Origin of the sequence: Arthrobacter phoenicis (assembly GCF_047238215.1) — a bacterium.
GTDB lineage: Bacteria > Actinomycetota > Actinomycetes > Actinomycetales > Micrococcaceae > Arthrobacter.
Map to the genome: position 1 here is coordinate 74,333 of NZ_JBDFMK010000001.1, position 26,041 is coordinate 100,373.

Annotated in this window: 17 protein-coding genes and 2 tRNA genes; 6 read left to right on the forward strand and 13 right to left on the reverse strand. The window is 68.8% G+C overall.

From position 1 onward, the window contains the following. Positions 1 to 10 precede the first annotated feature (10 nt). The gene (locus ABC337_RS00340; protein WP_412882815.1) at positions 11 to 1,201 is read right to left on the reverse strand and encodes an acyl-CoA dehydrogenase family protein; all 1,191 of its coding nucleotides are present in this window, start codon (positions 1,199 to 1,201) and stop codon (positions 11 to 13) included. A gap of 248 nt (positions 1,202 to 1,449) precedes the next feature. Here ABC337_RS00340 and ABC337_RS00345 point away from each other — a divergent pair, with 248 nt between their 5' ends. Beyond that, complete coding sequence (locus tag ABC337_RS00345) at positions 1,450 to 2,007, forward strand: hypothetical protein (protein WP_412882814.1); 558 nt, start codon at positions 1,450 to 1,452, stop codon at positions 2,005 to 2,007. Between the two features lie 15 nt (positions 2,008 to 2,022). Here ABC337_RS00345 and selB read toward each other — a convergent pair whose 3' ends face one another. The 3 genes from selB to ABC337_RS00360 all read right to left on the reverse strand — a co-directional run bounded on the left by selB (position 2,023) and on the right by ABC337_RS00360 (position 5,285). Continuing rightward, positions 2,023 to 3,819: a selenocysteine-specific translation elongation factor gene (selB, locus tag ABC337_RS00350; RefSeq protein ID WP_412882813.1), complete on the reverse strand. Its 1,797-nt coding sequence runs from the start codon at positions 3,817 to 3,819 to the stop codon at positions 2,023 to 2,025. A gap of 3 nt (positions 3,820 to 3,822) precedes the next feature. Next, the gene (gene selA, locus ABC337_RS00355) at positions 3,823 to 5,154 is read right to left on the reverse strand and encodes an L-seryl-tRNA(Sec) selenium transferase (protein ID WP_412882812.1); all 1,332 of its coding nucleotides are present in this window, start codon (positions 5,152 to 5,154) and stop codon (positions 3,823 to 3,825) included. Between the two features lie 36 nt (positions 5,155 to 5,190). Beyond that, a tRNA-Sec gene (locus ABC337_RS00360) sits at positions 5,191 to 5,285 on the reverse strand. A gap of 64 nt (positions 5,286 to 5,349) precedes the next feature. Here ABC337_RS00360 and selD point away from each other — a divergent pair. Beyond that, positions 5,350 to 6,351, forward strand: coding sequence for a selenide, water dikinase SelD (selD, locus tag ABC337_RS00365; RefSeq protein WP_412883255.1), 1,002 nt, complete (start codon positions 5,350 to 5,352; stop codon positions 6,349 to 6,351). A 63-nt stretch (positions 6,352 to 6,414) separates the two neighbouring features. Here selD and nrfD read toward each other — a convergent pair whose 3' ends face one another. The 4 genes from nrfD to ABC337_RS00385 all read right to left on the reverse strand — a co-directional run bounded on the left by nrfD (position 6,415) and on the right by ABC337_RS00385 (position 13,017). Next, positions 6,415 to 7,506, reverse strand: coding sequence for an NrfD/PsrC family molybdoenzyme membrane anchor subunit (gene nrfD / locus ABC337_RS00370; RefSeq protein WP_412882811.1), 1,092 nt, complete (start codon positions 7,504 to 7,506; stop codon positions 6,415 to 6,417). Next, positions 7,503 to 8,504, reverse strand: a complete 1,002-nt coding sequence (locus tag ABC337_RS00375) for a 4Fe-4S dicluster domain-containing protein (protein WP_412882810.1) — start codon at positions 8,502 to 8,504, stop codon at positions 7,503 to 7,505. Before ABC337_RS00375 ends, nrfD begins: the two co-directional genes overlap by 4 nt. Before the next feature lie 100 nt (positions 8,505 to 8,604). Continuing rightward, positions 8,605 to 11,925, reverse strand: coding sequence for a formate dehydrogenase (gene fdh / locus ABC337_RS00380; RefSeq protein WP_412882809.1), 3,321 nt, complete (start codon positions 11,923 to 11,925; stop codon positions 8,605 to 8,607). A gap of 150 nt (positions 11,926 to 12,075) precedes the next feature. Then, positions 12,076 to 13,017, reverse strand: a complete 942-nt coding sequence (locus ABC337_RS00385) for a LysR family transcriptional regulator (RefSeq protein WP_412882808.1) — start codon at positions 13,015 to 13,017, stop codon at positions 12,076 to 12,078. 120 nt (positions 13,018 to 13,137) lie between these two features. On the opposite strand from ABC337_RS00385, the gene ABC337_RS00390 reads away from it, so the two are divergent. From ABC337_RS00390 to ABC337_RS00400, 3 genes are read left to right on the forward strand one after another with little or no spacing between them, the layout of a single operon-like run. Further along, on the forward strand, positions 13,138 to 14,130 hold the full coding sequence (locus ABC337_RS00390) for a DUF1852 domain-containing protein (protein ID WP_412882807.1): 993 nt from the start codon (positions 13,138 to 13,140) through the stop codon (positions 14,128 to 14,130). A 20-nt stretch (positions 14,131 to 14,150) separates the two neighbouring features. Next, positions 14,151 to 15,197, forward strand: coding sequence for a methionine synthase (locus tag ABC337_RS00395; RefSeq protein ID WP_412882806.1), 1,047 nt, complete (start codon positions 14,151 to 14,153; stop codon positions 15,195 to 15,197). Positions 15,198 to 15,199: 2 nt separating this feature from the next. Then, positions 15,200 to 15,772 (forward strand): flavin reductase family protein, encoded by a 573-nt coding sequence (locus tag ABC337_RS00400; RefSeq protein ID WP_412882805.1) that lies wholly within the window; start codon positions 15,200 to 15,202, stop codon positions 15,770 to 15,772. Positions 15,773 to 15,836: 64 nt separating this feature from the next. Here the strand turns inward: ABC337_RS00400 and ABC337_RS00405 are convergent. Further along, positions 15,837 to 15,918: transfer RNA gene (locus tag ABC337_RS00405), tRNA-Leu, on the reverse strand. A 207-nt stretch (positions 15,919 to 16,125) separates the two neighbouring features. Between ABC337_RS00405 and ABC337_RS00410 the strand changes: the two genes are divergently transcribed. Then, positions 16,126 to 16,731 carry an ANTAR domain-containing response regulator gene (locus tag ABC337_RS00410; RefSeq protein ID WP_290258035.1) on the forward strand — a complete coding sequence of 202 codons (606 nt, stop codon included), beginning with the start codon at positions 16,126 to 16,128 and terminating at the stop codon, positions 16,729 to 16,731. Between the two features lie 85 nt (positions 16,732 to 16,816). Here ABC337_RS00410 and pyk read toward each other — a convergent pair whose 3' ends face one another. From pyk to lgt, 4 genes are all read right to left on the reverse strand, one after another. Continuing rightward, positions 16,817 to 18,316 carry a pyruvate kinase gene (gene pyk / locus ABC337_RS00415; RefSeq protein WP_377972891.1) on the reverse strand — a complete coding sequence of 500 codons (1,500 nt, stop codon included), beginning with the start codon at positions 18,314 to 18,316 and terminating at the stop codon, positions 16,817 to 16,819. Between the two features lie 104 nt (positions 18,317 to 18,420). Next, complete coding sequence (locus ABC337_RS00420; protein ID WP_400159196.1) at positions 18,421 to 19,878, reverse strand: glutamate synthase subunit beta; 1,458 nt, start codon at positions 19,876 to 19,878, stop codon at positions 18,421 to 18,423. Then, a complete protein-coding gene (gene gltB, locus ABC337_RS00425; RefSeq protein ID WP_412882804.1) occupies positions 19,871 to 24,487 on the reverse strand; it encodes a glutamate synthase large subunit in 4,617 nt (1,538 codons plus the stop codon). The genes ABC337_RS00420 and gltB overlap by 8 nt, the downstream gene beginning before the upstream one ends. Positions 24,488 to 24,749: 262 nt before the next feature. Beyond that, complete coding sequence (gene lgt, locus ABC337_RS00430; RefSeq protein ID WP_290258039.1) at positions 24,750 to 26,039, reverse strand: prolipoprotein diacylglyceryl transferase; 1,290 nt, start codon at positions 26,037 to 26,039, stop codon at positions 24,750 to 24,752. Positions 26,040 to 26,041 lie beyond the last annotated feature (2 nt).

The following is a 26,041-nucleotide window of genomic DNA, read 5'->3' on the forward strand; positions in this document are numbered from 1 at the left end:
CGTGGAGGGGTCAGCTGAAGGCGGAGATGCCGGTGATGTCCCGGCCCACCAGGAGGGACTGGATGGAGTCGGTGCCCTCGTAGGTGCTGACCACGTCCATGTCGGTCATGTGGCGGGCGACGTGCCGCTCCAGCAGGATGCCGTTGCCGGCCAGCATGTCCCGGGCCTCGGCGCAGATCCATTTGGCCTTCTGTGCGGTGGCCATTTTGACCATGGACGCCATTGGCCCGGTCAGCCGCCCGGACTCGGCCAGTTCGGCCATGCGGTGGCACATCAGCTGCATGGCGGTCAGTTCGCTGAGCATGTTGGCGAGCTTGTTCTGCACCAGCTGGAAGGAGCCGATCGGCCGGCCGAACTGCTCCCGGTCCAGCGCGTAGCGGGCGGCGATCTCGTAGGCGGCCATGCCGTGGCCCATGGCCTCCCAGGCGGCACCGCCCCGGGTGGCGGACAGGACGGTGGTGACGTCCTTGAAGGAGGTGCAGTTCTCCAGCCGGTTCCCGGCCGGGATGCGGAGGTTGTCGATGACGATGTCGGCCTGCTGGATGGCCCGCTTGCCGATCTTGCCGGTGATGACGGTGGGTTGGTAGCCGGCCGGGTGGTTGCCGTCGTCGTCCCTTTCCAGGACGAACGCCTTCACGCGGCCGTCGGCGTCGTCGCGGGCGAAGATGACGACGACGTCGGCCATGTGGCCGTTGCCGATCCACCGCTTGTGGCCGTTGAGGATGTAGCTGTCCCCGTCCCGGCGGGCGGAGGTTGCCAGGGCGACGGAGTCGGAGCCGTGCAGCGGTTCGGTGAGGGCGAAGGCGCCGATCTTCTCCATGGCCGCCATGGCCGGGAGCCAGCGGCGGCGTTGGTCCTCGGAGCCGAGCATGTTGATGCTGCCCATGGCCAGGCTGGAATGGACCCCGACGAAGGTGTTGATGGAGCCGTCGCCGCGGGCGATCTCGCGGGCCACGATGCCGGCGGCGCGGCGGCTCAGTCCCGGGCAGCCGTAGCCCCGGATGGTGCTGCCGATGATCCCCAGCCCCGCGAGGCCGGGGATCAGACCGGAGGGGAACTCTGCCCGCTCCCAGTGGTCGTTGATGACGGGAAGGATGTCCGCCTCGACGAAGGCGCGGACCCGGTCCCGCAGGGCGCGTTCCTCCGCGGAGAGCTCGTCATCGAGCAGGAAGTAATCACTGGTGATTTCCGGTCCGGACACTGCGGGCTCCTTTGCCTAGGGGTTGCGGCCCATGCGATCCAGGTCACATCGGGACAACAATTTGCATCGTAACTGCAAATTGTTGGCAGCCCAAGGGTTTGGCCGCGGCGTTCCGGATGACGGACCGCTTTCGCCGTCGTGCGCCGCGTCCCGCCGGTGCGCGGCGGATCCCCTGCCGGATCACAGCATCCGCCCAGTCTTCTGCCCTTAACTTGGGGCGGAAACTTCACGTTTTGAGGAGAAATACCGTGGACGAACAGAGCTACCCGGAGGGAGCCGGCCAGGCCCCCGGCACCCCGCACTATGGCCCCACCACGCCGCCCACAATGCCGGTGCCGCACACCGGGCAGGCTGCACCGAACGTCGGGCCGGCTGCATCGAACGCCGGACCGCAGCCGGTGTCGTCGGCCCCGGCGGCCCCGGTGTGGGGAACCCCTGGCCCGGCTTACCCGGGCAACGGGTCCGCAGGTCCCGGAACCCCCGGTCCCGGAGCCCCTGGCCCCGGCTCCCCCGGGCCGGGACGGCCCGCGAAGAGGTCCTGGTGGAGCCTGCCGAAGGTCCTGGTGGCCGCCGGAATCGCCGTGTTGCTCGCCGGTGGCGGCGGTGCCGCGATCGGGTACTCCCTGGGTAAGTCGGACGCGGCGCACCAGGCCGCGCAGCGGTTCCAGAACGGCCGCCAGGGCGGCTTCAACGGCCAGGGCCGCCGCGGCGGCGGGCAGGGCCAGCCGACGGGACCGGGCTCACAAAGCGGCTCCCAGGACGGCGCCCAGGGTGGCGGTACCCCGAGCGGCGGCACCAACCCGTAGCCCTGCCGGAGCGGGTCAGCGCACCACGGTGCGGTGACCCGCGTCCAGGCGCCGGGTCCAGCCCCGGGAATCAAGGTGTTCCAGCAGCGGAATCGCCACCCGGCGGGTCGTGTCGAGCGCCTTCCGGGCCTGGCTGGTGGTGAACGGCTGGTCCAGGCGGGCCAGCGCGCGCATGGCAAGAGCCGGCGCTGCGGGAAGCAGCACCACCCCGTCCCTCAGCCGCAGCAGCCGCCCGGCGCGCTCGGCGGCGGCCAGTTCGCGGCTGCCCAGGCGCAGCCTGGCGAGGTCCTCTGCCTCCGGCGCGTGGAACGGGTCCGCGGCGAGGCGGCGTTCGATCTCGGCGACTGCGGGCTCTGCGGCGCCGAGGTCGTCGCGGCTGCCGGGCACCCTGATGTGGCCGGCGTCAGCCTCCAGCGCGGCACCCTCGATCACGTGAGGCAGCAGCCGTTCGTCCGGCAGGTTGAGCAGCCCGGCCGCGGCCCCCATGGAGAGCCCGGGGGCCAGCGGGTCCCGTTGCCGCAGCTCCTCGACGGCCGCGCGCAGCCGCTGCTGCCATGCCTCCAGGACGGGAGCGTGCACCCACCAGTCCCCCACGACCCGGATGTCGTCGAACGCTGCGGGGTCCTGGCTGGTCAGCAGCCCCAGCCGCCGCAAGTGGTCCTCCCGGACCGCCCCGCGGGCCGCGACCGCGCCGGGGACGTCGCCGGCCGGGTCCATCGCGGCCAGCCGCCTCGCCCATTTCGCCCCGTCGCCGCGGCGCTCCAGTGCGGGCGGGTCGGCGTCGAGGATGCGGGCGCCGCCCAGGACGGAGTGCCGGCCGGGGTCCCGCAGCACCAGCCGGTCCCCCAGCACCAGCGGCAGGGCCCGGTCGAGGACCAGACGGGCAAGGTCGGCGCCGAAGGGACGCAACCGGGCCGGGACCGCGGCGGTTCCCACGTGCACCATGATGTTCTCCGGCACCTCCGTGTACTCGAGGCCCGAGGCGCGCTGGATGCCGACGACGGCGGTGGTGGGCCACGCGTCCGGCGTGACCAGGACATCGCCCCGGTGGATCTCGGCGGGGCCGACGTCGCGGAGGTTCAGGGCCACCCGGCTGACCGGTTCCACGGAAGCCCGTGCGGTATCGCAGCTTTGCAGCCCGCGGATGGCCACCGGCCGTGCGGTGGCGTCGCCCAGCAGCATCAGCCGGTCGCCGCGGGCAAGGGTTCCGGCGGCGAGAGTCCCTGTCACCACGGTCCCGGAGCCGGTGATGGTGAAGGACCGGTCCACCCAGAGCCGCACCCGTCCGGTCATGGTGGGCGGCGGCACCAGGGCGAGGACGTCGTCGAGCGCGGCCCGCAGCTCGTCCAGTCCGGTGCCGTCGATGGCGGAGACGGCGACGGCGGGCGCGTCGCGCAGGCCGGTTCCGGCGAGTTCCGCTCGGGTCCTGGCCAGGACCTCGGCGCGGCGCTGCTCCGTGGCACGGTCGGACCGGCTCAGGACGATCACGCCGTGCTCGATGCCGAGGGCAACGACGGCGTCCCGGTGGTCGCCGGACTGCGCCTGCCACCCCTCGTCGGCGGCCACCACAAAGCAGACCACGGGCGCGGGGCCGATGCCGGCAAGCATGTTCCCAAGGAACCGCTCGTGTCCCGGAACGTCGACGAAGGCCACGTCCCGGCCGGAGGGCAGCGCGGTCCACGCATAGCCCAGGTCGATGGTCAGCCCGCGGCGGCGTTCCTCTTCCCACCGATCCGGTTCCATCCCCGTGAGGGCGCGGACCAGGGTGCTCTTGCCGGAATCAACGTGTCCGGCCGTGGCGATGACGTGCATGCGTCAGGCCGCGCCCCCGGCGTCGGCGGCGGCGAGGCCTGCCCGGGCCTGGCGGACTGCGTCGAGGATCCGGTCGTCGTCGGCGGCAGGCACGCAGCGGAGGTCGATCAGGCAGGCGCCGTCGTGAACCCGCGGCAGCACGGCGGGTGTGCCGGTACGCAGCGGCTTGGCGAGCCGCTCCGGCAGCTGCAGCGCCCAGCCCGGCAGCGGCACGCCGGGGGCTCCGCCGCCGCCGACCCTGCCGTCGTGGGCCACGACCGGCACGTCGAGGGCGGCGGCGAGCCTGTCGGTACGCCGTCGAAGCTCGTCGGCGTCGGCGTGCAGGGCCTCGGACACAGGCGTGGCGCCGGCGGTGACGGTGGCTTCGAGGGCGGCGAGGGCGAGTTTGTCGGCGCGGACCGCGCGGGCGAGCGGGTGCCGGGCCAGTTTGTCGATGATGTCCTTGCGGCCCAGCAGCAGCCCGGCCTGGGGGCCGCCGAGCAGCTTGTCGCCGCTGGCGATCACGACGTCGGCGCCTTCCAGGAGTGCCGAGGTCACGTCGGGCTCATCCGGCAGCAGCGGGTCGGGCTCCATTAGTCCGCTGCCGAGGTCGGCCACCAGGGGCACGCCGCTGGAACGGGTCAGCCGGCTCAGTTCCCGGACCGGGACGGCCGAGGTGAACCCGTCGACCCGGAAGTTGCTGGGGTGGACCTTGAGCACGCATCCCGTCTGCGCTCCCATGGCGTTCTCGTAGTCGGCCAGATGTGTCCGGTTGGTGGTGCCGACCTCACGCAGCACGGCGCCGGTGGATTCCATCAGGTCCGTCAGCCGGAAGCCGGCGCCGATTTCGACCAGTTCGCCGCGGCTCAGGACCACTTCCTTGCCGGCCGCCAGGGCAGTGGTGGCCAGGACGAGGGCTGCCGCTCCGTTGTTGACCACCAGCGCGGCCTCCGCGGCGGGGCAGGCGGCGAGCAGGGCCGCGCGGGCGCCGGCTCCCCTGCTGGAACGGCTGCCCTCCCGGAGGTCGAGTTCGACGTCGACGTAGCCGCTGGCGGCCAGCAGAGCTTCCTTCGCGGCGTCCGAGAGCGGGGCGCGCCCGAGGTTGGTATGGACGATGACGCCGGTGGCATTGAGTACCGGCCGCAGGGTGGTGGCCCGGCGGGCGTTGACCGCCGCGGTCAGTGTCGGTTCCACCCGGTCGGGGACCAGTTCGCCGCGCCGGGCCCGGTCCTGGACGTCCCGGACCAGCTCGCGGATGACGTGGCCGCCGAGCCGCCCGGCGGCTTCCCGGACGGCGGGCAGGGCAAGCAGGTCGTTCGTCCGCGGAATGAATCGCCGGGGGTCGATCTGGTCCACGGTCCTCCTCGGCCGGCGGCAGTTACGCCTGAAAGTTGGCGGTGGCGGACGGGAATCGAACCCGCCAGGCCGAGATGCTCGGCCGCACCGGTTTTGAAGACCGGGGGGCCCACCAGGACCCGGACGCCACCGCGCATCAATATAGCAGGGTTGCCTTGGGGGTACGCTGGGCGGGTGACCGAGGCCCAGACAACTATCCGGGAGCCGGAAGAGGGCGCCGAGCCCATCCGGCTCACAGGCTTTGCCCACGGCGGAGGATGCGCCTGCAAGATCCCGCCGGGCGAACTCGAGGACGCTGTCCGCGGCCTGATCGGGCACCCCGGGCCGGAGGTGCTGGTCGGTCTGGACAGCGGCGACGACGCCTCCGCCGTCCTGGTCCGCGAGGACCTGGCGGTCCTCACCACGGCCGACTTCTTCACCCCTGTGGTCGACGACGCCTACGACTGGGGCCGCATCGCCGCGGCCAACGCACTGTCCGACATCTACGCCATGGGCGGCCGGCCCGTGACGGCCATCAACCTCCTCGGCTGGCCGCGCGGCGTTCTCCCGATGGAACTCATGACCGAGGTGCTCCGCGGCGGGCTCAGCGTCGCCACCGAGGCGGGCTGCCCGGTGCTTGGCGGGCACTCCATCGACGATCCGGAGCCCAAGTACGGCATGGCCGTCACCGGTATCGCGCACCCGGACCGCCTGCTGCGCAACGACGCCGCCGCGCCGGGCTTGCCCATCACCCTGACCAAGCCCATCGGCGTCGGGCTGCTCAACAACCGCCACAAGCAAACCGGCGAGGTCTTCGCCGAGGCGGTTGAGACGATGGCGCGCCTCAACCGGGATGCCTCCGACGCGGCCGTCGCCGCCGGGGCGAAGGCAGCCACGGATGTCACCGGATTCGGCCTGCTGGGACACCTCTACAAGATGGTCCGCGCCTCCGGAATCGGCGCCGTGATTGACCTGCAGTCCGTCCCGCTGGTGGACGGGGCCCGCGAGGCGCTCCGCGACGGGTTCGTCTCCGGCGGCACCAAGCGCAACCTGGACTGGGTGCGCGCCCACCTCGACGCCGGCGCCGGGATCACCGAGGACGACCTGCTGCTCCTGGCGGACGCGCAGACCTCCGGCGGACTGCTGGTGGTCGGCGAGGTGCCCGGCTACCCGGTGATCGGCCAGACGACGGCGGGCCCGGGCATCCGGATCAGCTAGACCCGGCGCGCCGACGGCCCGCGTCGGGCGGCCTGCGCCGCGTGGTAGGCCCGGGCCGCTCCGTCAGCTGCCGGTGGTGATGGCGTCTCCGGTGATCCCGGCGGCACGCCGCTTTTCCAGGCGCCGCTTCTGCGGTTCGATCGTGTAGCGGGGATCCTTGGCCGAGGCGAGCCCGGCCTCGAACACGCCGAAGCGGGTCAGCGCCGAACCGGCCAGCAGCGCCAGTCCCGATGCCGCCGCCACGATCCTGTTGCGGCCTCCGAGCAGGGTTCCCAGTCCCCCGGCCAGGACAAGCCGCTCACTCCACGTCAGCATGGTGCCGGCCTTGCCCTGGTGCAGGGGCTCTGCGGCCACCGGGTCCATCCGGCGTTCCATGATCTTCATGGCCACGACGTCCCCGACCACGCCGAGGAGCGCGAGGTTCCGAGCGGGGCCGGCCTCTCGAACCGGCGTCGTCACCATCGCTAGCCCGGCGGAGGCCAGGCTGGCGGAGCTGACGAACACGAACGGCAGTTCTCCGTGCATCTCGTTCCAGGTCGGCGTCGCGGTGTCGCCGAGGAGGACGGCAGTGTAGGCCGCCAGCGGGCCCGCGAAGACGGCGGCTTCGAGGCCGGCCGGGCCTTCGACGGCGCGCAGCACGCCCCGCAGCGGTCCCAGCGGCAGCCGTTCACCGGTCAGCCGGTCGACCTCCGCGGCGGCGGCGACGCCGGCCCCGGCGCTGAAGGCGCTGAGGATCCAAGAGCCGACGCTCATCGGGGAGGTTACCTTGAAGGTGCGCAGCATGTGCAGGAAGCGTTCCGGGCGCCCGAGGTCCTTGACCAGGGCGACGGCGCCGAGGCCGACGGCGCCGAGGGCACCGAGCCGGGCGTTCCGCCGCAGCAGCAGCCGTCCGCTCAGTTGGGCGCCGGCGGCCAGCAGGGCCGAGCCGCCGGCAACGCCGCCGAGGAACAGGTACGCGGCGACGTCGTCGCCCCACGGCGCCGGCTTGACGACGGGGCGGCCGTAGTAGGAGGTGAACTCCGGCTCCGGCACCATCGGCATTTCGCGGGAGCCGTCACCGTTGTCCCTGCGTCGGCCGGGTCCCCGCTTGCCCCCGTTACGGCGGCGTCGGGCGGGTTCCGCGGGACGGAAGCTGTCGAATTCGGAAAGCGTCACTCGCGTCCTCCAAGGAATGCCACGGCGGCGGCCGCCGCCATGCCGGCGACCGCGACGGCGGCGCGCCGGTACATCTTCGGCAGGTCGGCGGTGGGAACCCGAGGGTCCGGCGGGAGGCCGTAGACCTCGGGTTCGTCGAGCAGCAGGAAGACCGAGCCGGTGCCGCCCACGCCGTCGTTCTCGTTCGCGCCGTAGAGCCGCGCCTCGGTCATACCCTCGGCGTGCAGGGTGGCGACCCGTTCCTTCGCGGTCTCCACCATGTCGTCGTGGTCGCCGAACTTGATCGACGTCGTCGGGCAGGCCTTGGCGCAGGCGGGCGTCTCGTCGGCCACGAGCCGGTCATAGCAGAGCGTGCATTTCTGCGCGACGCCGGCGTTCGGGACCTCTGGGTGCCCGGCGTGCTGCTCCTCGCGGCTGGTGGCAACCTTGACGGTGCCGTTGCTGCGCCGTTCGATGACGCCGAAGGGGCAGCCCGCCACGCAGGTGCCGCAGCCGTTACAGACGTCGTCCTGCACCACCACAGTGCCGAATTCGGTACGGAACAGCGCCCCGGTGGGGCACACGTCCAGGCAGCCGGCGTGCGTGCAGTGCTTGCACACATCCGAGGACATCAGCCAGCGGAAGTCGGCGGTGTCCGGCGGCGTGGTGTCCGCACCCGCGACGACTGTCCCGGGCTGCGGCGGCGGCCCGATGCGCGGCATGCCCAGGCTCACCAGCGCACGGCCGGATTCCCGCGCCTCGGCGATGCGTTCCTGGCCCTGCTCGATGAAGGCGACATGCCGCCAGGTGCTGGCACCGAGGGACCCGGTGTTGTCATAGGAGGAGCCCAGGAGTTCCAGGTTCCCGTCCTGCGGGTTGTGGTTCCATTCCTTGCACGCCACCTCGCAGGCCTTGCAGCCGATGCAGATGGAGGTGTCGGTGAAGAATCCCTTGCGGGGATGGTTGTGTTCCCAGTGCGCGTCGGTGGTGGGGTCGGTCGGTCCGGTCAGCTGGCCCATGCGGTCCTCCAACGTCGGGTCGGTGTCCGGGCGGCGGCGAGGTGCCGCCGCCCGGACCGGGCAAGATTTGCTGCGTGCCGGGCAGCTCCCGGGGCGCGGGTCACGGCGTCGGCCCGCCAGGATGCTGACCCGGGTGCTCACCTTCGACGTCCGGATGGGTCACCGTGCTGTTGCTGGTCTCCACGGTGAGCCCGGCGCGCTCCTGGTACTCGGCGACGAGCGCCAGCAGTTCCGGTCCCCGCGGCCTGCGCCCGGGGCGGATGTCGCAGGAGGCCACCTTCGATTCCTGGATCTGGACGTTGGGGTCGAGGGTTACGCCCAGCAGGTCGTTGGCGGCGTCGCCGCTGACGACGGCGCTGTTCCCGACGCCCCAGTGGTAGGGCAACCCGATCTGGTGAACGGTGTGGTTCCCGACGGTCAGCGGCGTCATTCGCTCCGTGACCAGCACCTTCGCCTCGATGGCCGACCGCGCCGAGATGATGGTGGCCCAGCCGTAGGGCTCCAGTCCGCGCTCGGCGGCCAGTTCGGGCGAGACCTCGCAGAACATCTCCGGTTGCAGCTCGGACAGGTACGGCAGCCAACGGCTCATGCCGCCGGCCGTGTGGTGCTCGGTGAGCCGGTACGTGGTGAACACGAACGGGTAGACGTCAGCGCCAGGGTCGCCTGCGCTGGGCGCGCTGAGGTTGTCCTTCCGGGGGTATTTCAGGCGTGACGGGCTCTGCTGCTGCGGGTAGAGGCCGTTGGCGACCGGTGATTCCTGGGCCTCGTAGTGGGTCGGGAGCGGCCCGTCCACGAGTCCCTTCGGCGCAAAGAGCCAGCCCTTGCCGTCGGACTGCATGATGAACGGATCGTCTCCGCTGAGCGCGGCCGGCCCGCCCACTGACGGATCGGGCTTGGTCCCGGGGGCGAGGGTCGGCGGGAAGTCGGGGACGTCGTCGCCCACCCACTTGCCTTGTTCCTCGTCCCACCAGATGTACTTCTTGCGCTCGCTCCACGGCTTGCCGTCCGGGTCGGCGGAGGCACGGTTGTACAGGATCCGGCGGTTGGCCGGCCAGGCCCAGCCCCACTCGGGGGCCGCGGGGCCCTGCTCCTGGCCCGGCTTCCGGTTGGCGGCGTGGTTGATCCCCTCGGCGTAGACACCGGTGTAGATCCAGCACCCCGCCGTCGTCGAGCCGTCGGCGCGGAGTTCGGTGTAGGCCGAAAGAGGCTTCCCGGCATCCGGTCCGGTGAGGTGACGGCCATTGATCTCGGCCAGCACCGACTCAGGATCTGGGTCGCCGTGCTCGTCCGTCGGGTAGTCCCAGGTCAGGTCCAGCAGCGGCCGGTCGCGTTCGTCCTGCGAGTCCGCGAGCTTCTCCCGGATCCGGTGGCCGAGTTCGTAGAAGAACTGCAGTTCGCTCTGGCACTCCCCCGGCGGGGCCACCGCCTGGTGGCGCCACTGCAGCAGCCGCTGGGTCTGGGTAAAGGACCCGGCCTTCTCCACGTGGGTCGCTGCCGGCAGGAAGAAGACCTCGGTCTCGATGTCCTCGGTGCGGAGTTCACCGGACTCGATCTCCGGGCCGTCCTTCCACCACGTGGCTGACTCGATCATGTTCAGGTCGCGGACCACCAGCCACTTAAGGTGGGACATGCCCAGGCGCTGCATACGGCCGTGGGCCGAGCCCACCGCCGGGTTCTGGCCCAGCAGGAAGTAGCCTTCCACCTCATCCCGAAGCATGCTCATCACGGTCTCATAGGTCCCGTGCGCACCGGTCAGGCGCGGTAGATAGTCGTACGCCCAGTCGTTGTCCGCCGTGGCCGCGTCACCCCACCACGCCTTCAGCAGGCTGATGGTGTACGCGTCGGCATCCGCCCAGAAACCCTTTTGGTTCTTCGAGGCGTTGGCCTTGAGGTACTCCTCGAGGGTGTCGTGGCGGCCGGCGCTGGGCATCGGCAGGTAGCCGGGCAGCAGGTTGAACAGCGTGGGAATGTCGGTGGAGCCCTGGATGCTGGCGTGGCCGCGCAGAGCCATGATCCCGCCGCCCGGGCGCCCCACATTCCCCAGCAGCAACTGGAGGATGGCGGCGGCACGGATGAACTGGGCTCCCAGGGAGTGCTGGGTCCAGCCAACGGCGTAGGCGAAGCAGGTAGTCCGGTCGCGGCCGGAGTTCTCCGTGATGGTCTTCGCCAGGTAGGCAAAGTCCGCCTCGTTGATGCCGCACATGTCGCGCACCATGTCCGGGGTGTAGCGGGCGTAGTGCCGCTTCACGATCTGGAAAACGGTCCGCGGGTTCTGCAGCGTGTCGTCGCGGAGCACCTCGGCGTGTTCGAGGGGCGGGCCGCCGCTACCGAAGGCGTCGCCGGATGCCCGGGCACCCGCCTCCGCGCCGTGTTCCGGTCCGCCGGGTTCGCTGATGGAGCCGTCTTCGGCTTCGTCGTAGGCCCAGGACGAGTTGTCGTAGGCACCCTTCTCCGGGTCGAAACCGGAGAACAGGCCGCCCAAATCCTCGGCGTCGCGGTAATCCTCGTGGACCAGGGTGGCCGCGTTGGTGTATGCGGACACGTACTCCTTGAACCACAGGTCATTGGCGATGACGTAGTTGATCAGGGCGCCAAGAAGCACTACGTCGGATCCGGCCCTAATCGGCACGTGCTTGTCAGCGACCGCCGAGGTGCGGGTGAACCGGGGGTCGATGTGGATGACCTTGGCTCCGCGTGCCTTCGCCTCCGCCACCCACTGGAATCCGACAGGATGGCACTCGGCCATGTTGGATCCCTGAATGATGATGCAGTCGGCGTTGGCCATGTCCTGCAGTGATTGCGTTGCACCACCGCGTCCAAACGAGGCTCCCAAACTGGGAACCGTGGCGGAGTGTCATATACGGGCTTGATTCTCCGTCTGTACCGCTCCGGCCGCGGTGAACAGCTTCTTGATCAGGTAGTTCTCTTCGTTATCCAAGGTGGCGCCGCCGAGCGAGGCGATGCCCATGGTCCGGCGCAACAGGCGCCCGTGGTCGTCGGTCTGCTGCCAGGTCCGGCGGCGGCTTTCGATGAAGCGGTCGGCGATCATGTCGACGGCGGTGGAGAGTTCCAGCCGCTGCCATTCCTTGGCGCGCGGGGCGCGGTAGAGGACCTTTGTCTGACGGCCGGGAGAGTTGACGAGCTGTTCGCTGGCGGATCCCTTGGGGCAGAGCCGGCCGCGTGAGATGGGCGAATCCGGGTCACCCTCGATCTGGACGACGCGTTCGTCTTTCACGTAGACGCGCTGGCCGCAGCCGACGGCGCAGTACGGGCAGACGCTCTGCACCACCTTGTCGGCGGTGGCCGTGCGCGGGGCGATGCTTCGGGTCTTGGGCGAGGTCACGGAGGGACCGCGCCCCAGCAAATCGCCGGTGCTGAGCTGCCGGATGACCGGCCATTCAAGAAAACTCCGCGGTGCCATCTTTGGAGCTTATCCCAGATCACATTCGGCGCAACAGGAACGCGCCGGGGAGCCAAGAGAAGGACAGGACAGGACACTGTGCCCGCGACAGGAATCGAACGCGATGGGGGCGCCTCCTTCGCCCGGGAAGACCCGCCCGCTCAAGTGCAGTTAGCCGAGGAGCCCTACGCCGAACTCAGAGACCACGGCCCGCAATTCCCCGAGGTAACGCTTCGCCTGCTCCGTAAGAGGGATGGCGGCGTGTCCGATCCAGCCGATTTCGATGCGTTCGTCAACGTCGAGCGGGATGGCGACGATCTCGGGGTCCAGCTCCCCGCTGATGATGCCCGTCGAGATCGTGTAACCGTGGAGCCCGATCATGAGGTTGAAGATCGTGGCACGGTCGGAAACCCGGATCTCCTGCTTGCTGGACATGGTGGAGAGAATCTCTTCGGCGAAGTAAAAGGAGTTGTTCGCTCCTTGATCGAAAGTCAGCCGCGGCATGCCGGCGAGATCGTCGAGAGTCGCGCGTTCCTTGGATGCAAGCGGGTTATTCCGTGCAACGAAAATGTGCGGATCGGCGAGGAAGAGTGGAGTGAACGCGAGCCCGGATTCCCGGAGCAGCTTGTCGATGACCTTGCGGTTGAAATCGTTCCGGTAAAGGATGCCTATCTCGCTGCGGAGCGTGCGGACGTCCTCGATGATGTCCCAGGTGCGGGACTCACGGAGCGAAAACTCGTATTCGGCCACCTCAGTGGCCTTGACCATCCGGACGAAGGCGTCCACCGCGAACGAGTAGTGCTGCGTTGACACCCCCAGCAGGCGCCGCGTCGGCGGCCTGCCAAGGTAACGCTGCTCGAGGAGGGCGAATTGCTCGACGACCTGCCGCGCATACCCGAGGAACTCTGCCCCGTCGGCGGTGAGGGTGACCCCGCGGGCGGAGCGAACCAGGAGCGCCCGGCCCACCCGGGCCTCAAGGTCTTTCATCGCCGCGGACATGGTCGGCTGGGCTACGTAGAGAAGATCGGCGGCCGCGGAGATCGACCCCTCCGCTGCAACTTCTATGTAGTAGCGGAGCTGCTGCAGGGTCAGTCCGCTCGAAATCTGGGCCATAGGAAAATTCTATATGAATGCATAGTGAGCACTAGTTACCCGATACCCCCAGGGACACTGCACCATGGGTACATCCGCTTAGGAATGGCCGTCTCCGGCCCATCAAAGGATTGGCAGCACATGGCAGACGACTTCACCTTCAGCATCACCACGACACGCTTCGACGAGGACTACACCCCGTCGGAGGACTCCCGGATCACGACGAATTTCGCCAACCTGGCACGGGGCGAGCACCGCCGGGAGAACCTCCGCAACGCCCTGACAATGATGCGGCGCCGCTTCAACGATCTCGCAGACTGGGACAACCCTGACAGGGACCGCTATGCGCTCGAGCTCGACATCGTCTCCGTACAAATAGAGTTCACCGCGGATGGTACGGATCGGCAGTTCCCCCTGTTCGAGGTTCTCGACATCTCGATCGTCGACCGATTGAACGGGGTCCGCCACCACGGGATCGTCGGGAACAACTTCTCGTCCTACGTCCGTGACTTCGACTTCAGCGTCGTGCTGCCGGCGGCAGCAGCGGAGTCCGGCAAGCCCACCATCCCCGAGGACTTCGGCGATCTTCACGGCAAACTGTTCCAGCAGTTCCTCGCTTCCCCGGCATGCCAGGAACGCTTCCCGCAGCCGCCGGTGGTGTGCATCAGCGTCTCAACGAGCAGGACGTACCGGCGGACGGAGAACCGGCACCCAGTCCTGGGCGTCGAGTACCAACAGGACGAGTTCTCGCTGACCGACGCATACTTCGCAAAGATGGGGTTGCAGGTCCGCTATTTCATGCCACGAGGCAGCGTTGCGCCGCTTGCCTTCTATTTCCGCGGCGACCTGCTCAACGACTACTCCAACCTGCAGCTCGTCGGCACGATCAGCACCATGGAGACGTTCCAGAAGATCTATCGCCCGGAGGTCTACAACGCGAACTCCGCCGCCGCCGCCGTTTACCAGCCGAGCCTGGGCGAGCAGGATTACTCGCGGACCCAGATCGCCTACGACCGCGTCGAGCGCGGTCAGCTCGCGATCACTCAGGCGAAGTACACGGAAGAGCACTTCATAACGCCCCACAAGGATCTACTGCACCAGTGGACCGCCAACTACCCCGCCCTCGTCAGCTGACCCACGGAGAATCCTCACTCATGAACACACTCTTGCCCACCACCGTCGTCGGAAGCCTGCCGAAGCCGTCGTGGCTCGCCCAGCCGGAAACTCTTTGGTCCCCGTGGAAACTGGAGGGAGATGCACTGCTCGAGGGCAAGGAAGATGCGCTGCGCATCGCAATCCACGAGCAGAGCCGACGCGGCATCGACATCGTCGGTGACGGCGAGCAGACCCGCCAGCACTTCGTCACGACCTTCATCGAGAATCTCAGCGGGGTCGACTTTGAACAGCGCAAGACCGTACGCATCCGCGACCGCTACGACGCGAGCGTACCGACCGTCGTCGGACCGGTGCGCCGCGAACGGCCGGTATTCGTCGACGACGCAAAGTTCCTTCGCGCAACCACCGACCGCCCGATCAAGTGGACCCTTCCCGGCCCCATGACAATGGTGGACACCCTCTACGATGACCACTACAAGAGCCGCGAAAAGCTGGCCTGGGAGTTCGCCACGATCCTGAACCAGGAGGCGAAGGAACTGGAAGCGGCCGGTGTGGACATCATCCAGTTCGACGAGCCCGCGTTCAATGTCTTCCTCGACGAGGTCAAGGACTGGGGCGTAGCCGCCCTGGAGAGAGCGGCAGAGGGACTTCGTGCGGAGACCGCCGTGCATATTTGCTACGGCTACGGGATCAAGGCGAATAACGACTGGAAAGCGACGCTCGGCTCACAGTGGCGGCAGTACGAGGAAACGTTCCCGCTGCTGCAGAGCTCCAGCATCGACATCATCTCGCTGGAATCCCAGAACTCCCACGTGCCCATGGACCTCATCGAGCTCCTCCGCGGCAAGAAGGTCATGCTCGGGGCCATCGACGTCGCAAGCGAGACCATCGAGACCCCGGAAGAAGTGGCCAACACGCTCCGCAAGGCCCTGCAGTTCGTGGATGCGGACAAGCTGATCCCCAGCTCCAACTGCGGCATGGCGCCGTTTCCCCGGGATGTGGCACTGGCGAAGCTGAGTGCCCTGAGTGCCGGGACGAACATCGTTCGGGAGGAGCTCGCCCGCTCCTCCCCCGGGGCGTCGTAACCGTGTTCCACGCCTACCCTCCGGATACCTGGCTACAGCCACCCGAGCAACGCTTCCCGTCGTCCCTCACGGCCGACGAATTCAAGGCACTGTTCCTTGGCCACCCGGGAGGTGTCGCCGTCATCACGGCGGACGCCGGCGATGGACCGGTGGCGCTGACGGTATCGTCGGTCGTGTCTGTGAGTGCCGAACCTCCGTTGCTGATTTTCTCGGTCTCGGCGCTTTCCTCGGCGTCGGAGGTACTTCTGCGCGCCAACACCGTCGTCGTGCACCTGCTGGACGCGCACGACGTCGACCTGGCGAAGCGTGGAGCGACCCCCGGGGCCGACCGCTTTGACCAGACGCACCGCTGGGCGCCCCTTCGAACCGGCGAAGCGGTGTATGAGGATGTCCGCGCCTGGGTGCGCTGCGCCGTCATCGATCGCATGGAGGTAGGGACCTCCACCATCGTCGCCGTTCACGCCCTGGAGTCCCGTGTGATGCGTGAGGTCCAAGCGGGCGAACCCGGCGACGCACTGGTTTACCACAACCGTTCATGGCATCGGCTGGGCGAGCATTCCAAGCTTGAGGACTGATTCAGGCTCTAGCTGGAGCGTGAAGTCTGGGGAGTCTCAACGCAGTCGACCTGCGGAAATACTGTGCCCGAGGTGGGACTCGAACCCACACACCTTTCGATACCGCATTTTGAGTGCGGCGCGTCTGCCAATTCCGCCACTCGGGCGCGGAGACACCGGCTGTCATAATCGGCCGCTCCAGGGGTCCTGTGAGCAACGCGATCGCTTCCGGTGCGCGGATTTACTCTACATGCAGATAGGCTGAATTCCAGAATCGCGCCAGTGAAGCCGCATCGATCCCCAACGGCCCCAGTACACCCGCGGACGCGCCACAGAATGGCACAACGCCCGCCGTACCTTTTCAAGGAGTTCCCGTGTCAGAACAGACGGATTCCACCCCCGCTTCCCAGCCCGCCCGCCGCGTCGTGGTGGCCGAGGATGAGACCCTCATCCGCCTGGACATCATCGAGATCCTGCGCGGCGAGGGCTACGACGTCGTCGGCGAGGCGGACAACGGCGAGAAGGCCGTGCAGCTCGCCGAGGAGCTGAAGCCGGACCTGGTCCTCATGGACGTGAAGATGCCCGTCATGGACGGCATCTCCGCCGCCGAGAAGATCGTCAAGGCCCGCATCGCCCCCGTCGTGCTGCTGACCGCCTTCAGCCAGAAAGAACTGGTCGAGCGCGCCCGCGACGCCGGCGCCATGGCCTACGTGGTCAAGCCCTTCACCCCCGCGGACCTGATCCCCGCCCTGGAGATCGCCCTCTCCCGGCACGAGGAGATCAAGGCCCTGGAGAGCGAGGTCAGCGACCTGCAGGAGCAGTTCGCCACCCGCAAGCTCGTCGAGCGCGCGAAGAGTCTGCTGACCACCAAGATGGGCCTGACGGAGCCGGAGGCGTTCCGCTGGATCCAGAAGACCTCGATGGACCGCCGCCTGAGCATGCGCGAGGTCGCCGAGACCATCATCAACCAGGTCAACTAAAGCCCGGACGGCACCACAGAGACATAACAAGGAGGGCCCCGCCGCTGGATTCCAGCGGCGGGGCCCTCCTTGTGCGTCCGAAGAACTAGATCTTGTTGTTCTTCTTCTTCTTTTCCGGCCACGGGCCGAGCTTGTCCTTGGTGACGGTCGCGTCGCCCTGGCTGCCGGCGTCGGCGAGGTCGCCCACGCGGTGCACCTTGAGCATGTTGGTCGAACCGGCCTTGCCCGGAGGCGAACCGGCGGCGATGACCACCATGTCGCCGTCGTCGACGAGGTCCATCTCGAGGAGGTTGCGGTCCACCTGGGCCGTCATCTCATCCGTGTGGCCCACCATCGGGACCAGCACCGGCTGGATACCCCAGGTCAGCGCCAGCTGGTTCCACACGTGCTCCACCGGAGTGAACGCGAAGACCGGGCGCGTGGGGCGCAGGCGGGAGAGGCGACGGGCGGAGTCACCGGACTGGGTGAAGGTACAGATGTACTTCGCCTCCAGCTGGTCGGCGATCTCGACGGCGGCACGGGTGATGGCGCCGCCGCGGGTCTTGGGCTTGGTGCCCAGCGGGGGGACGCGCTCCAGGCCGTGGACCTCGGTGGATTCAATGATCCGGGCCATGGTCTTGACGGTCTCGATCGGGAACTTGCCCACGCTGGTCTCGCCGGAGAGCATGACCGCGTCGGCGCCGTCGAGCACGGCGTTGGCGCAGTCGGAGGCCTCGGCGCGGGTCGGACGCGGGTTGTCGATCATGGATTCGAGCACCTGGGTGGCGACGATGACCGGCTTGGCCCAGCGGCGGGCCAGTTCGACGGCGCGTTTCTGCACGATCGGCACTTCCTCCAGCGGAAGCTCCACGCCGAGGTCGCCACGGGCCACCATGATGGCATCGAACGCGTCGATGATCTCGGGCAGCTGCTCGACGGCCTGCGGCTTCTCGATCTTGGCGATGACCGGAACCCGGCGGCCCTCCTCGTCCATGATCTCGTGGACGCGGGTGATGTCAGAGGCGTCGCGGACGAAGGACAGCGCCACCATGTCGACGCCGCGCTTCATGGCCCAGCGGAGGTCATCCTCGTCTTTTTCGCTCAGCGCCGGAACGTTGACGGCCACGCCGGGGAGGTTGATGCCCTTGTTGTTGGACACGAAGCCGCCCACGACCACCTGGGCGACGACCTTGACGTCGTCGACCTCAAGGGCGCGCAGTGCCACCTTGCCGTCGTCGATCAGCAGGGCATCGCCCGGGTTGACGTCCTCGGTGAGGCTCTTCAGGGTGGTGGAGCAGATGTCCTTGGTGCCCGGGACGTCCTCGGTGGTGATGGTGAAGATGTCACCGACGGCCAGCAGGTGCGGGCCGTCGACGAAGCGGCCGAGGCGGATCTTGGGACCCTGCAGGTCGGCCATGATGGCGACGGCCTTACCCAGCTGCTTGGCGGCCTTGCGCACGTTCTCGTACGTGTTGTCGTGCACGGAGTAGTCGCCGTGGCTCATGTTCATCCGGGCCACGTCCACGCCGGCTTCCAGCACGGCGAGAGTGTTCTCGAAGCTGGCGATCGCCGGTCCAAAGGTGGCCACAATTTTAGCGCGTCTCATATACCTACCCTAGTAGTCTCTTGGTTGTTTAAGCTGACGGGGAGAAGAACGGCAGGCGTCCTTCACGGGCCGGCGAGGGATCGCCCCGCCGGCCCGGAGCCGGGTTAGAGGACCGAAATGGCACGGTCCGTCGGCGCGACTGGCGCGGGCAGCGTGGTGCTGCCCATCAGGAACTTGTCTACGGCGGCGGCGCAGGCCCGGCCCTCGGCGATCGCCCAGACGATCAGCGACTGGCCGCGGCCGGCGTCACCGGCGACGAACACGCCCTCGGTGTTGGTCATGTAGTAGCCGTCCCGGGCCACGTTGCCGCGGCCATCGAAGTCGGCGTGGACCTGCTCGGTGATGCCGGCCGGTTCGGCGCCGGTGAAGCCGAGCGAAAGGAACACCAGGTCAGCCGGGATGATCCGCTCGGTCCCGGCCTTGGGCAGGCGCTTGCCGTCGACGAACTCAGTCTCGGCGACCTTGACGCCGGTGAGCTTGCCGTTCTCGCCGACGAACTCGACGGTGGACGCCAGGTAGGTCCGCTCGCCGCCTTCCTCGTGGGCGCTGGCCACCTCGAACAGGGTCGGGAAGGTGGGCCACGGCTGGTGCGGCGCACGCTCGGCGGCCGGCTGCTTGCCGATCGCCAGGGTGGTCACGGAGGCGGCCTGGTGCCGGTGGGCCGTGCCGAGGCAGTCCGCGCCGGTGTCGCCGCCGCCGAGGATCACCACGTGCTTGCCCGCGGCGTTGATCTGGTTCTCCACGGTCTCCCCCGCCACCACGCGGTTCGCGGGCACCAGGTAGTCCATGGCGAAGTGCACACCCTCGAGCTCGCGGCCCGGGATCGGCAGGTCACGGGGCACGGTGGCGCCGGTGGCGATCACGACGGCGTCGTAGCGGCGGCGCAGCTGTTCCCAGGTCACGTCGGTGCCGACGGCGACGCCGGTGCGGAAGCGGGTGCCCTCGGCCTTCATCTGGTCCAGCCGGCGGTCGACGTGGTCCTTTTCCATCTTGAAGTCGGGGATGCCGTAGCGCAGCAGGCCGCCGATCTTGTCGTCGCGTTCGTAGACGGCAACCGTGTGGCCCACCCGGGTGAGCTGCTGGGCCACGGCCAGGCCGGCCGGGCCGGAGCCGACGACGGCGACGGTCTTGCCGGTGAGGCGCGCCGGCGGCAGCGGGGTGACCCAGCCGTTGTCGAACGCCTGGTCCACGATCGAGACCTCAACCTGCTTGATGGTCACGGCGGGCTGGTTGATGCCCAGCACGCAGGACGCCTCGCAGGGGGCGGGGCAGAGCCGGCCGGTGAACTCGGGGAAGTTGTTGGTGGCGTGCAGCCGCTCCATCGCCTCTTCGCCCTTGTCCCGCCAGACCAGGTCGTTCCATTCGGGGATCAGGTTTCCCAACGGGCAGCCTTGGTGGCAGAACGGCACGCCGCAGTCCATGCAGCGGCCGGCCTGGGCCTTCAGGACACCCTTTTCCTGCGCCTCGTAGACCTCTTTCCAGTCCATGATGCGGACCGGGACGGGGCGGCGCGGCTGGGTCTCACGCTGGCGTACTTTCAAAAATCCGCGTGGATCAGCCACCGGTAACCTCCAGGATTCGAGACCAAACTTCTTCGCCGTCGGGGTCCAGGCCCTCTTCGATGGCGTCGAGACGGGTTTGCAGGACCGCCGCGTAGTCGCGCGGCAGGACCTTGGTGATGCGGGCGGCGGTGTCGTCGAAGTCCTCGAGCAGCCGGGCGGCGTGCTGGGACTCGGTTTCCTCCACGTGCCGGGTCAGCAGCGCGCGGACGATCTCGCGGTCCTCGGCGTCGAGCTCGCGCAGCAGCAGCTCGCCCGCGTCGAGGGCCTGCTTGTTCACCCGTTCGGGCTGCAGGTCCAGAACGTAGGCGGTACCGCCGGACATGCCCGCGCCGAAGTTCCGGCCGGTCCGTCCGATGATGAGCGCCTGGCCGCCGGTCATGTACTCGCAGCCGTGGTCGCCGATGCCCTCGACGACGGCGGTGGCGCCGGAGTTGCGGACCATGAACCGCTCCCCCACCTGGCCGCGCAGGAACAGCTCGCCGCTGGTGGCGCCGTAGCCGATCACATTGCCGGCGATGACGTTGCGCTCGGCCGGGAAGACGTTGGTGCGGTCCGGGCGGACGATGACGCGGCCGCCCGAGAGGCCCTTGCCGACGTAGTCGTTGGAGTCACCGAACATCCGCAGCGTGATGCCCGCGGGCAGGAACGCGCCGAGCGACTGGCCGGCGGTGCCGGTCAGGGTGATGTCGATGGTGTCCGGGGCGAGCACGTCGGTGCCGAAGGCCTTGGTGACCTCGTGGCCCAGCATCGTACCCACGGAGCGGTCCGTGTTGATCACGTCGACGGAGATCTTCACCGGCGTCCGGTCGCTGAGGGCCTCGGCGGCCATCCCGATCAGGCGCTGGTCGAAGTGCTTGTCCAGTTCGTGGTTCTGGCCGGTGAGGTTGCGCAGCGGCGCGTCGTCGTCGAACTCCAACCCGTGCAGGATGGGGTCCAGGTCCAGGCCCTCGGCCTTCCAGTGGCTGATCGCCTCGCGGGTGTCCAGCATCTCGGCGTGGCCGATTGCCTCCTCCAGGCTGCGGAAGCCCAGTTCGGCGAGGATCTCGCGGACTTCCTCGGCCAGGAACTCGAAGAAGTTGACCACGAACTCGGGCTTGCCGTTGAACCGGGACCGGAGTTCCGGGTTCTGCGTCGCGACGCCCACCGGGCAGGTGTCGAGGTGGCAGACGCGCATCATGATGCAGCCGGAGACCACCAGCGGCGCGGTGGCGAAGCCGTATTCCTCGCCGCCGAGCAGAGCGGCGATCACGACGTCGCGGCCGGTCTTGAGCTGGCCGTCCACCTGGACCACCACGCGGTCGCGCAGGCCGTTGAGCATCAGGGTCTGCTGGGTCTCGGCGAGGCCGAGTTCCCACGGCACACCCGCGTGCTTGAGCGAGTTCAACGGGGAGGCGCCGGTGCCGCCGTCGTGGCCGGAGACCAGCACGACGTCGGCCTTGGCCTTCGTCACGCCGGCGGCCACGGTGCCGATACCCACCTCGGAGACGAGCTTGACGTGCACCCGCGCCGAGGGGTTGGCCCGCTTGGCGTCGTAGATCAGCTGCGCCAGGTCCTCGATCGAGTAGATGTCGTGGTGCGGCGGCGGGGAGATGAGTCCGACGCCGGGCGTGGAGTGCCGGGTCCGGGCCACCCAGGGGTAGACCTTCTGGGCCATCAGCTGGCCGCCCTCGCCCGGCTTGGCGCCCTGGGCCATCTTGATCTGGATGTCGTCGGCGTTGGTCAGGTAAAGGCTGGTGACGCCGAACCGGCCGGACGCGATCTGCTTGACCGCGGAGCGGCGCGTGGGGTCCAGCAGGCGTTCGACGTCTTCGCCGCCCTCACCGGTGTTGGACTTGCCGCCGAGGCGGTTCATCGCGATGGCGAGGGTTTCGTGGGCCTCCTGGGAGATGGAGCCGTAGCTCATCGCGCCGGTGGAGAAGCGCTTGACGATGCTGGAGACCGGTTCCACTTCTTCCAGCGGCACGGCCGGGCGGAGTCCGTCCTTGAACTTCAGCAGCCCGCGGAGGGTCATCAGGTTGGTGGACTGGTCGTCCACGCCGCGGGTGTAGGCCTTGAAGATGTCGTAGCGGCGTTCCCGGGTGGCGTGCTGCAGCCGGAAGACCGTCTCCGGGTTGAACAGGTGCGGTTCGCCGTCGCGGCGCCACTGGTACTCGCCGCCGCCCAGTAGCGGCTGGTGCGGCTGCTCGATTCCGTTCTCCGGGTAGGCCATGCGGTGCCGGGCGGCCACCTCGGCCGCGATGACGTCGAGGCCGACGCCGCCGAGCTGGGAGTGGGTGCCGGCGAAGTATTCGTCCACCAGTTCCTGGCCGAGGCCGAGCGCCTCGAAGGTCTGGGCGCCGGTGTAGGAGGCCACCGTGGAGATGCCCATCTTGGACATGATCTTCAGGACGCCCTTGCCCAGGCCCTTGATCAGGTTGTAGACGCCGTCCTGCGGGGTGACGCCGGTGACGTCGCCGCAGGCGATGAGCTGTTCCACGGATTCCATCGCCAGGTACGGGTTGACCGCGGACGCGCCGTAGCCGATCAGCACGGCCACGTGGTGGGTCTCGCGGACGTCTCCGGCCTCGACCACCAGCGCGGTCTTGGTGCGGTTGGCGCTGCGCAGCAGGTGGTGGTGCACGGCGCTGACCAGCAGCAGGGACGGGATCGGGGCCCACTGGGCGTTCGAGTCGCGGTCCGAGAGCACGATGTACTGCACCCCGCGGTTGATCGCGCCGGAAACCTGCTCGCAGATCTCGGTCAGCCGGGCCCGGAGCGCGTTCTCGCCGCCCTCGGGCCGGTACAGGCCGCGGACCTTCATGGCTACGCGGTCGCCGTCGGCGTTCTCGATGTTCGCGATCTTGGCCAGCTGGTCGTTGTTGATCACGGGGAACGGCAGCGAGACCTGCGGCTGGCGGACCCGCTTGGTGTCCAGCAGGTTGCCGTTGGGGCCGATCGCGCAGGTCAGCGACGTGACCAGTTCCTCGCGGATGGCGTCCAGCGGCGGGTTGGTGACCTGGGCGAAGGACTGCACGAAGTAGTCGAACAAGAGCCGGGGCCGCTTGGAGAGCACGGCCACCGGGGTGTCCGAACCCATGGCGCCGAGGGGTTCGGCACCGGTCCGGGCCATCGGGCCGAGCAGGATCTTCAGTTCCTCGGTGGTGTAACCGAAGGTGCGCTGGCGGATGTTCACCGACGCGGCGGTGTGCACCACGTGCTCGCGCTCGGGCAGATCCTTGAGGTCGATCAGGTTGTCCTTGAGCCATTCGGCCCACGGGTTCGCCGCGGCCACCTCGGCCTTGACCTCGGAGTCGTCGATGATCCGGCCGGCCTCGGTGTCCACCAGGAACATCTTGCCGGGCGAGACGCGGCCCTTCTTGACCACCTTGGCCGGTTCGACGTCGATCACGCCGACCTCAGAGGCGAAGACCACCAGGCCGTCCTCGGTGATCCAGTAACGGCCCGGACGCAGGCCGTTGCGGTCCAGGGTGGCGCCCACCAGCGCGCCGTCGGTGAAGGACACCGCGGCGGGGCCGTCCCAAGGCTCCATCAGCAGGGAGTGGTACTCGTAGAACGCCCGGCGGGCGGGGTCCATGGTGGCATGGTTTTCCCAGGCCTCGGGGATCATCATCATGATCGAGTGCGTGATGGGCCGGCCGGAGAGCCAGAGCAGCTCGGCGACCTCATCGAACGACGCCGAGTCCGAGGCGCCGGGGGTGCAGATCGGGTACAGCTCCTCGGGGCTGTCGCCCAGCAGCGGGTTGGCCAGCTGCGACTGGCGGGCCCGCATCCAGTTCCGGTTGCCCTTGACGGTGTTGATCTCGCCGTTGTGCGCGATGGTGCGGAACGGCTGGGCAAGGGGCCAGGACGGGAAGGTGTTGGTGGAGAAGCGCGAGTGCACGATCGCGAGCTTGGTCTTGAAGCGCTTGTCCGAGAGGTCCGGGTAGAACGGCTCCAGCTGCGCGGTGGTGAGCATGCCCTTGTAGACGATCGTCCGGGACGAGAGCGACGGGAAGTAGACGCCGAACTTGTTCTGCGCGCGCTTGCGGATCCGCCAGGCCCGGGAGTCCAGGTCATTGTGGGAGAGCACCTCACCGGTGCTGGAGGCCAGGAACGGCTGGGAGAAGTAGGGCATGCAGGCCCGGGCCATGGCGCCGACCAGGTCGGCGACGACTGGCACCTCACGCCAGCCGAGGACGGTGAGGCCCTCATCGGCGGCGAGGGCTTCGATGCCTGCCTTCGCGGCGTCGGCTTCGCGCTGTTCGGCGGGGAGGAAGGCGGTGCCCACCACGTACTGGCCGGCGGCGGGCAGCTCGAAGCTGGTCACGGCACGGAAGAACTCGTCCGGGATCTGCATGAGGAGGCCGGCACCGTCGCCGGTTCCCTCATCGGCTCCGACGGCGCCGCGGTGTTCGAGGTTGCGCAGGGCGGTGAGAGCGGCATCGACGATGTCGTAGCCGGGTTCGCCGCGGAGGGTGGCAATGATGGCCAGGCCGCAGGCGTCCTTCTCCTGCTCCGGGTTGTAGAGGCCTGCGGCGTCGGGCAGTGCCGCGAAGCGCCGGAAAGGCGAGAGTGCCGTCGCGGGCTGGTCCGGTTCGGACCAGCTGGGGCTGTGCAGAGTTTGGGTCATGGGAGACGTCCTTCCTCCTGATCGAGCGTATGGGAGGGACAACATTGGCCCGTGACGCTGCGCCGGTGTGACGGGCACAACAGTGTGATTTTCCTACTGGAATTGTAGGCCAGGGCCGCATACTGCACGAACAGTTACGCGGGCCGCCGGCCGGACTTGCGCGCGGCTGTTATGTGCCGGACGCGCTGTCCTATGAGACCACGACGCTGTGGGTAACGGGCCCGGCCGGGGGTTTCCCTGCAGCCCGAATGCCGGTCCTGAACTATGGGGTGGCGTCAGTCTCCGGCGCGGTTCCGGCGGCGCGGCGGCCGGTTTTCCCGGTTGCCGGCTTCGCGGCGGCGGCATCGTGGCCGCCGTTGGGTTCGCCCGCGGCTACGGCCTGGGCCGAAGCCCGGTCCGGACCGCTGGTATTCACCGGGAGATTATCACGGGATTCATTATCTGAGACAGCCGAGTCCGAATGGCGGACGGCCGGGACGGTGGCCTTCTCGGCGTCGCGGCCGCCCTCGACGGCGTCGCCGTCGCGGTCCTCCGCGTCCCGTTCGCCGTCGCGCTCTTCCGCACTGCCTTCGGCGGCATCGCGCTCCTCCGCGCTGCCTTCGGTGACGTGGTCGTCGTCGGCATCCTCAGCGTCACCCTCGACGGCGGCGGGTTCGCGGCCGGGCAGGTACACGGTGTCCTCGCCCGTCTTCTTCCGCAGCCCCAGGAGGATGAAGGCCAGCAGCGAGCCGGCCAGGACCAGGAGGCTGGTCCAGACGTTGAGGCGGGTGGTGATGCCGAACAGGCTGATCTGCTCGGCATCGTCGATGCGCATGGCCTCGATCCAGACCCGACCCAGCGTGTAGTACATGGCGTAGAGCCAGAAGAGCCGGCTGCGGCGGAAGGAGAACCTCCGGTCCAGGGCCAGCAGGATCACGACGCCGACGAGGTTCCACAGGGACTCGTAGAGGAAGGTCGGGTGGAAGAGCGTGTCCGCCGGCATTCCTGCCGGGAAATTCGGGTTGGTGGGGTCCACCTGGAGGCCCCACGGCAGGGTGGTGGGCCCGCCGAAGAGTTCCTGGTTGAAGTAGTTGCCCCAGCGGCCGATGGCCTGGGCCAGCAGCAGGCCGGGCGCGGCGGCGTCGACAAAGGCGCTGAGCTTGACGCCGGCGCGGCGGCAGCCGATCCAGGCGCCCACCGCGCCGAGCAGCACGGCGCCCCAGATGCCGAGGCCGCCGCGCTGGATCTGCGGGATGAGCGAGAGGTCGCCGGTGCCGTCGAATCCAGGGCCGAAGTAGGCGTCCGGGGAGGAGACCACGTGGTAGAGCCGGCCGCCGATGATGCCGAACGGGATGGCCCAGATGGCGATGTCCCAGACGCTGCCCTCAGGGGCACCGCGCTTGGCCCAGCGCACGGAGGTGAGCCAGAGGCCGGCGATGATGCCGGCCAGGATGCACAGCGCGTAGGCGTGGATCCGCAGGGAGCCCCAGGGCAGCGGGATGTCGAACCCGGACCAGACCGGGCTCGGTATGCTCGCGGGAACCAGCGCTGCCGCGTGGAGGACTGCCTGCATTG

What these genes read in the sequence shown, in the direction of transcription:
- selB (WP_412882813.1), bottom strand. Translation starts at nt 3,819, where the DNA reads ATGCACGTCATCGCCACGGCCGGACACGTTGATTCCGGCAAGAGCACC.
- ABC337_RS00375 (WP_412882810.1), bottom strand. Translation starts at nt 8,504, where the DNA reads ATGGGCCAGCTGACCGGACCGACCGACCCCACCACCGACGCGCACTGG.
- ABC337_RS00385 (WP_412882808.1), bottom strand. Translation starts at nt 13,017, where the DNA reads ATGGCCCAGATTTCGAGCGGACTGACCCTGCAGCAGCTCCGCTACTAC.
- ABC337_RS00390 (WP_412882807.1), top strand. Translation starts at nt 13,138, where the DNA reads ATGGCAGACGACTTCACCTTCAGCATCACCACGACACGCTTCGACGAG.
- ABC337_RS00395 (WP_412882806.1), top strand. Translation starts at nt 14,151, where the DNA reads ATGAACACACTCTTGCCCACCACCGTCGTCGGAAGCCTGCCGAAGCCG.
- pyk (WP_377972891.1), bottom strand. Translation starts at nt 18,316, where the DNA reads ATGAGACGCGCTAAAATTGTGGCCACCTTTGGACCGGCGATCGCCAGC.
- gltB (WP_412882804.1), bottom strand. Translation starts at nt 24,487, where the DNA reads ATGACCCAAACTCTGCACAGCCCCAGCTGGTCCGAACCGGACCAGCCC.
- lgt (WP_290258039.1), bottom strand. Translation starts at nt 26,039, where the DNA reads ATGCAGGCAGTCCTCCACGCGGCAGCGCTGGTTCCCGCGAGCATACCG.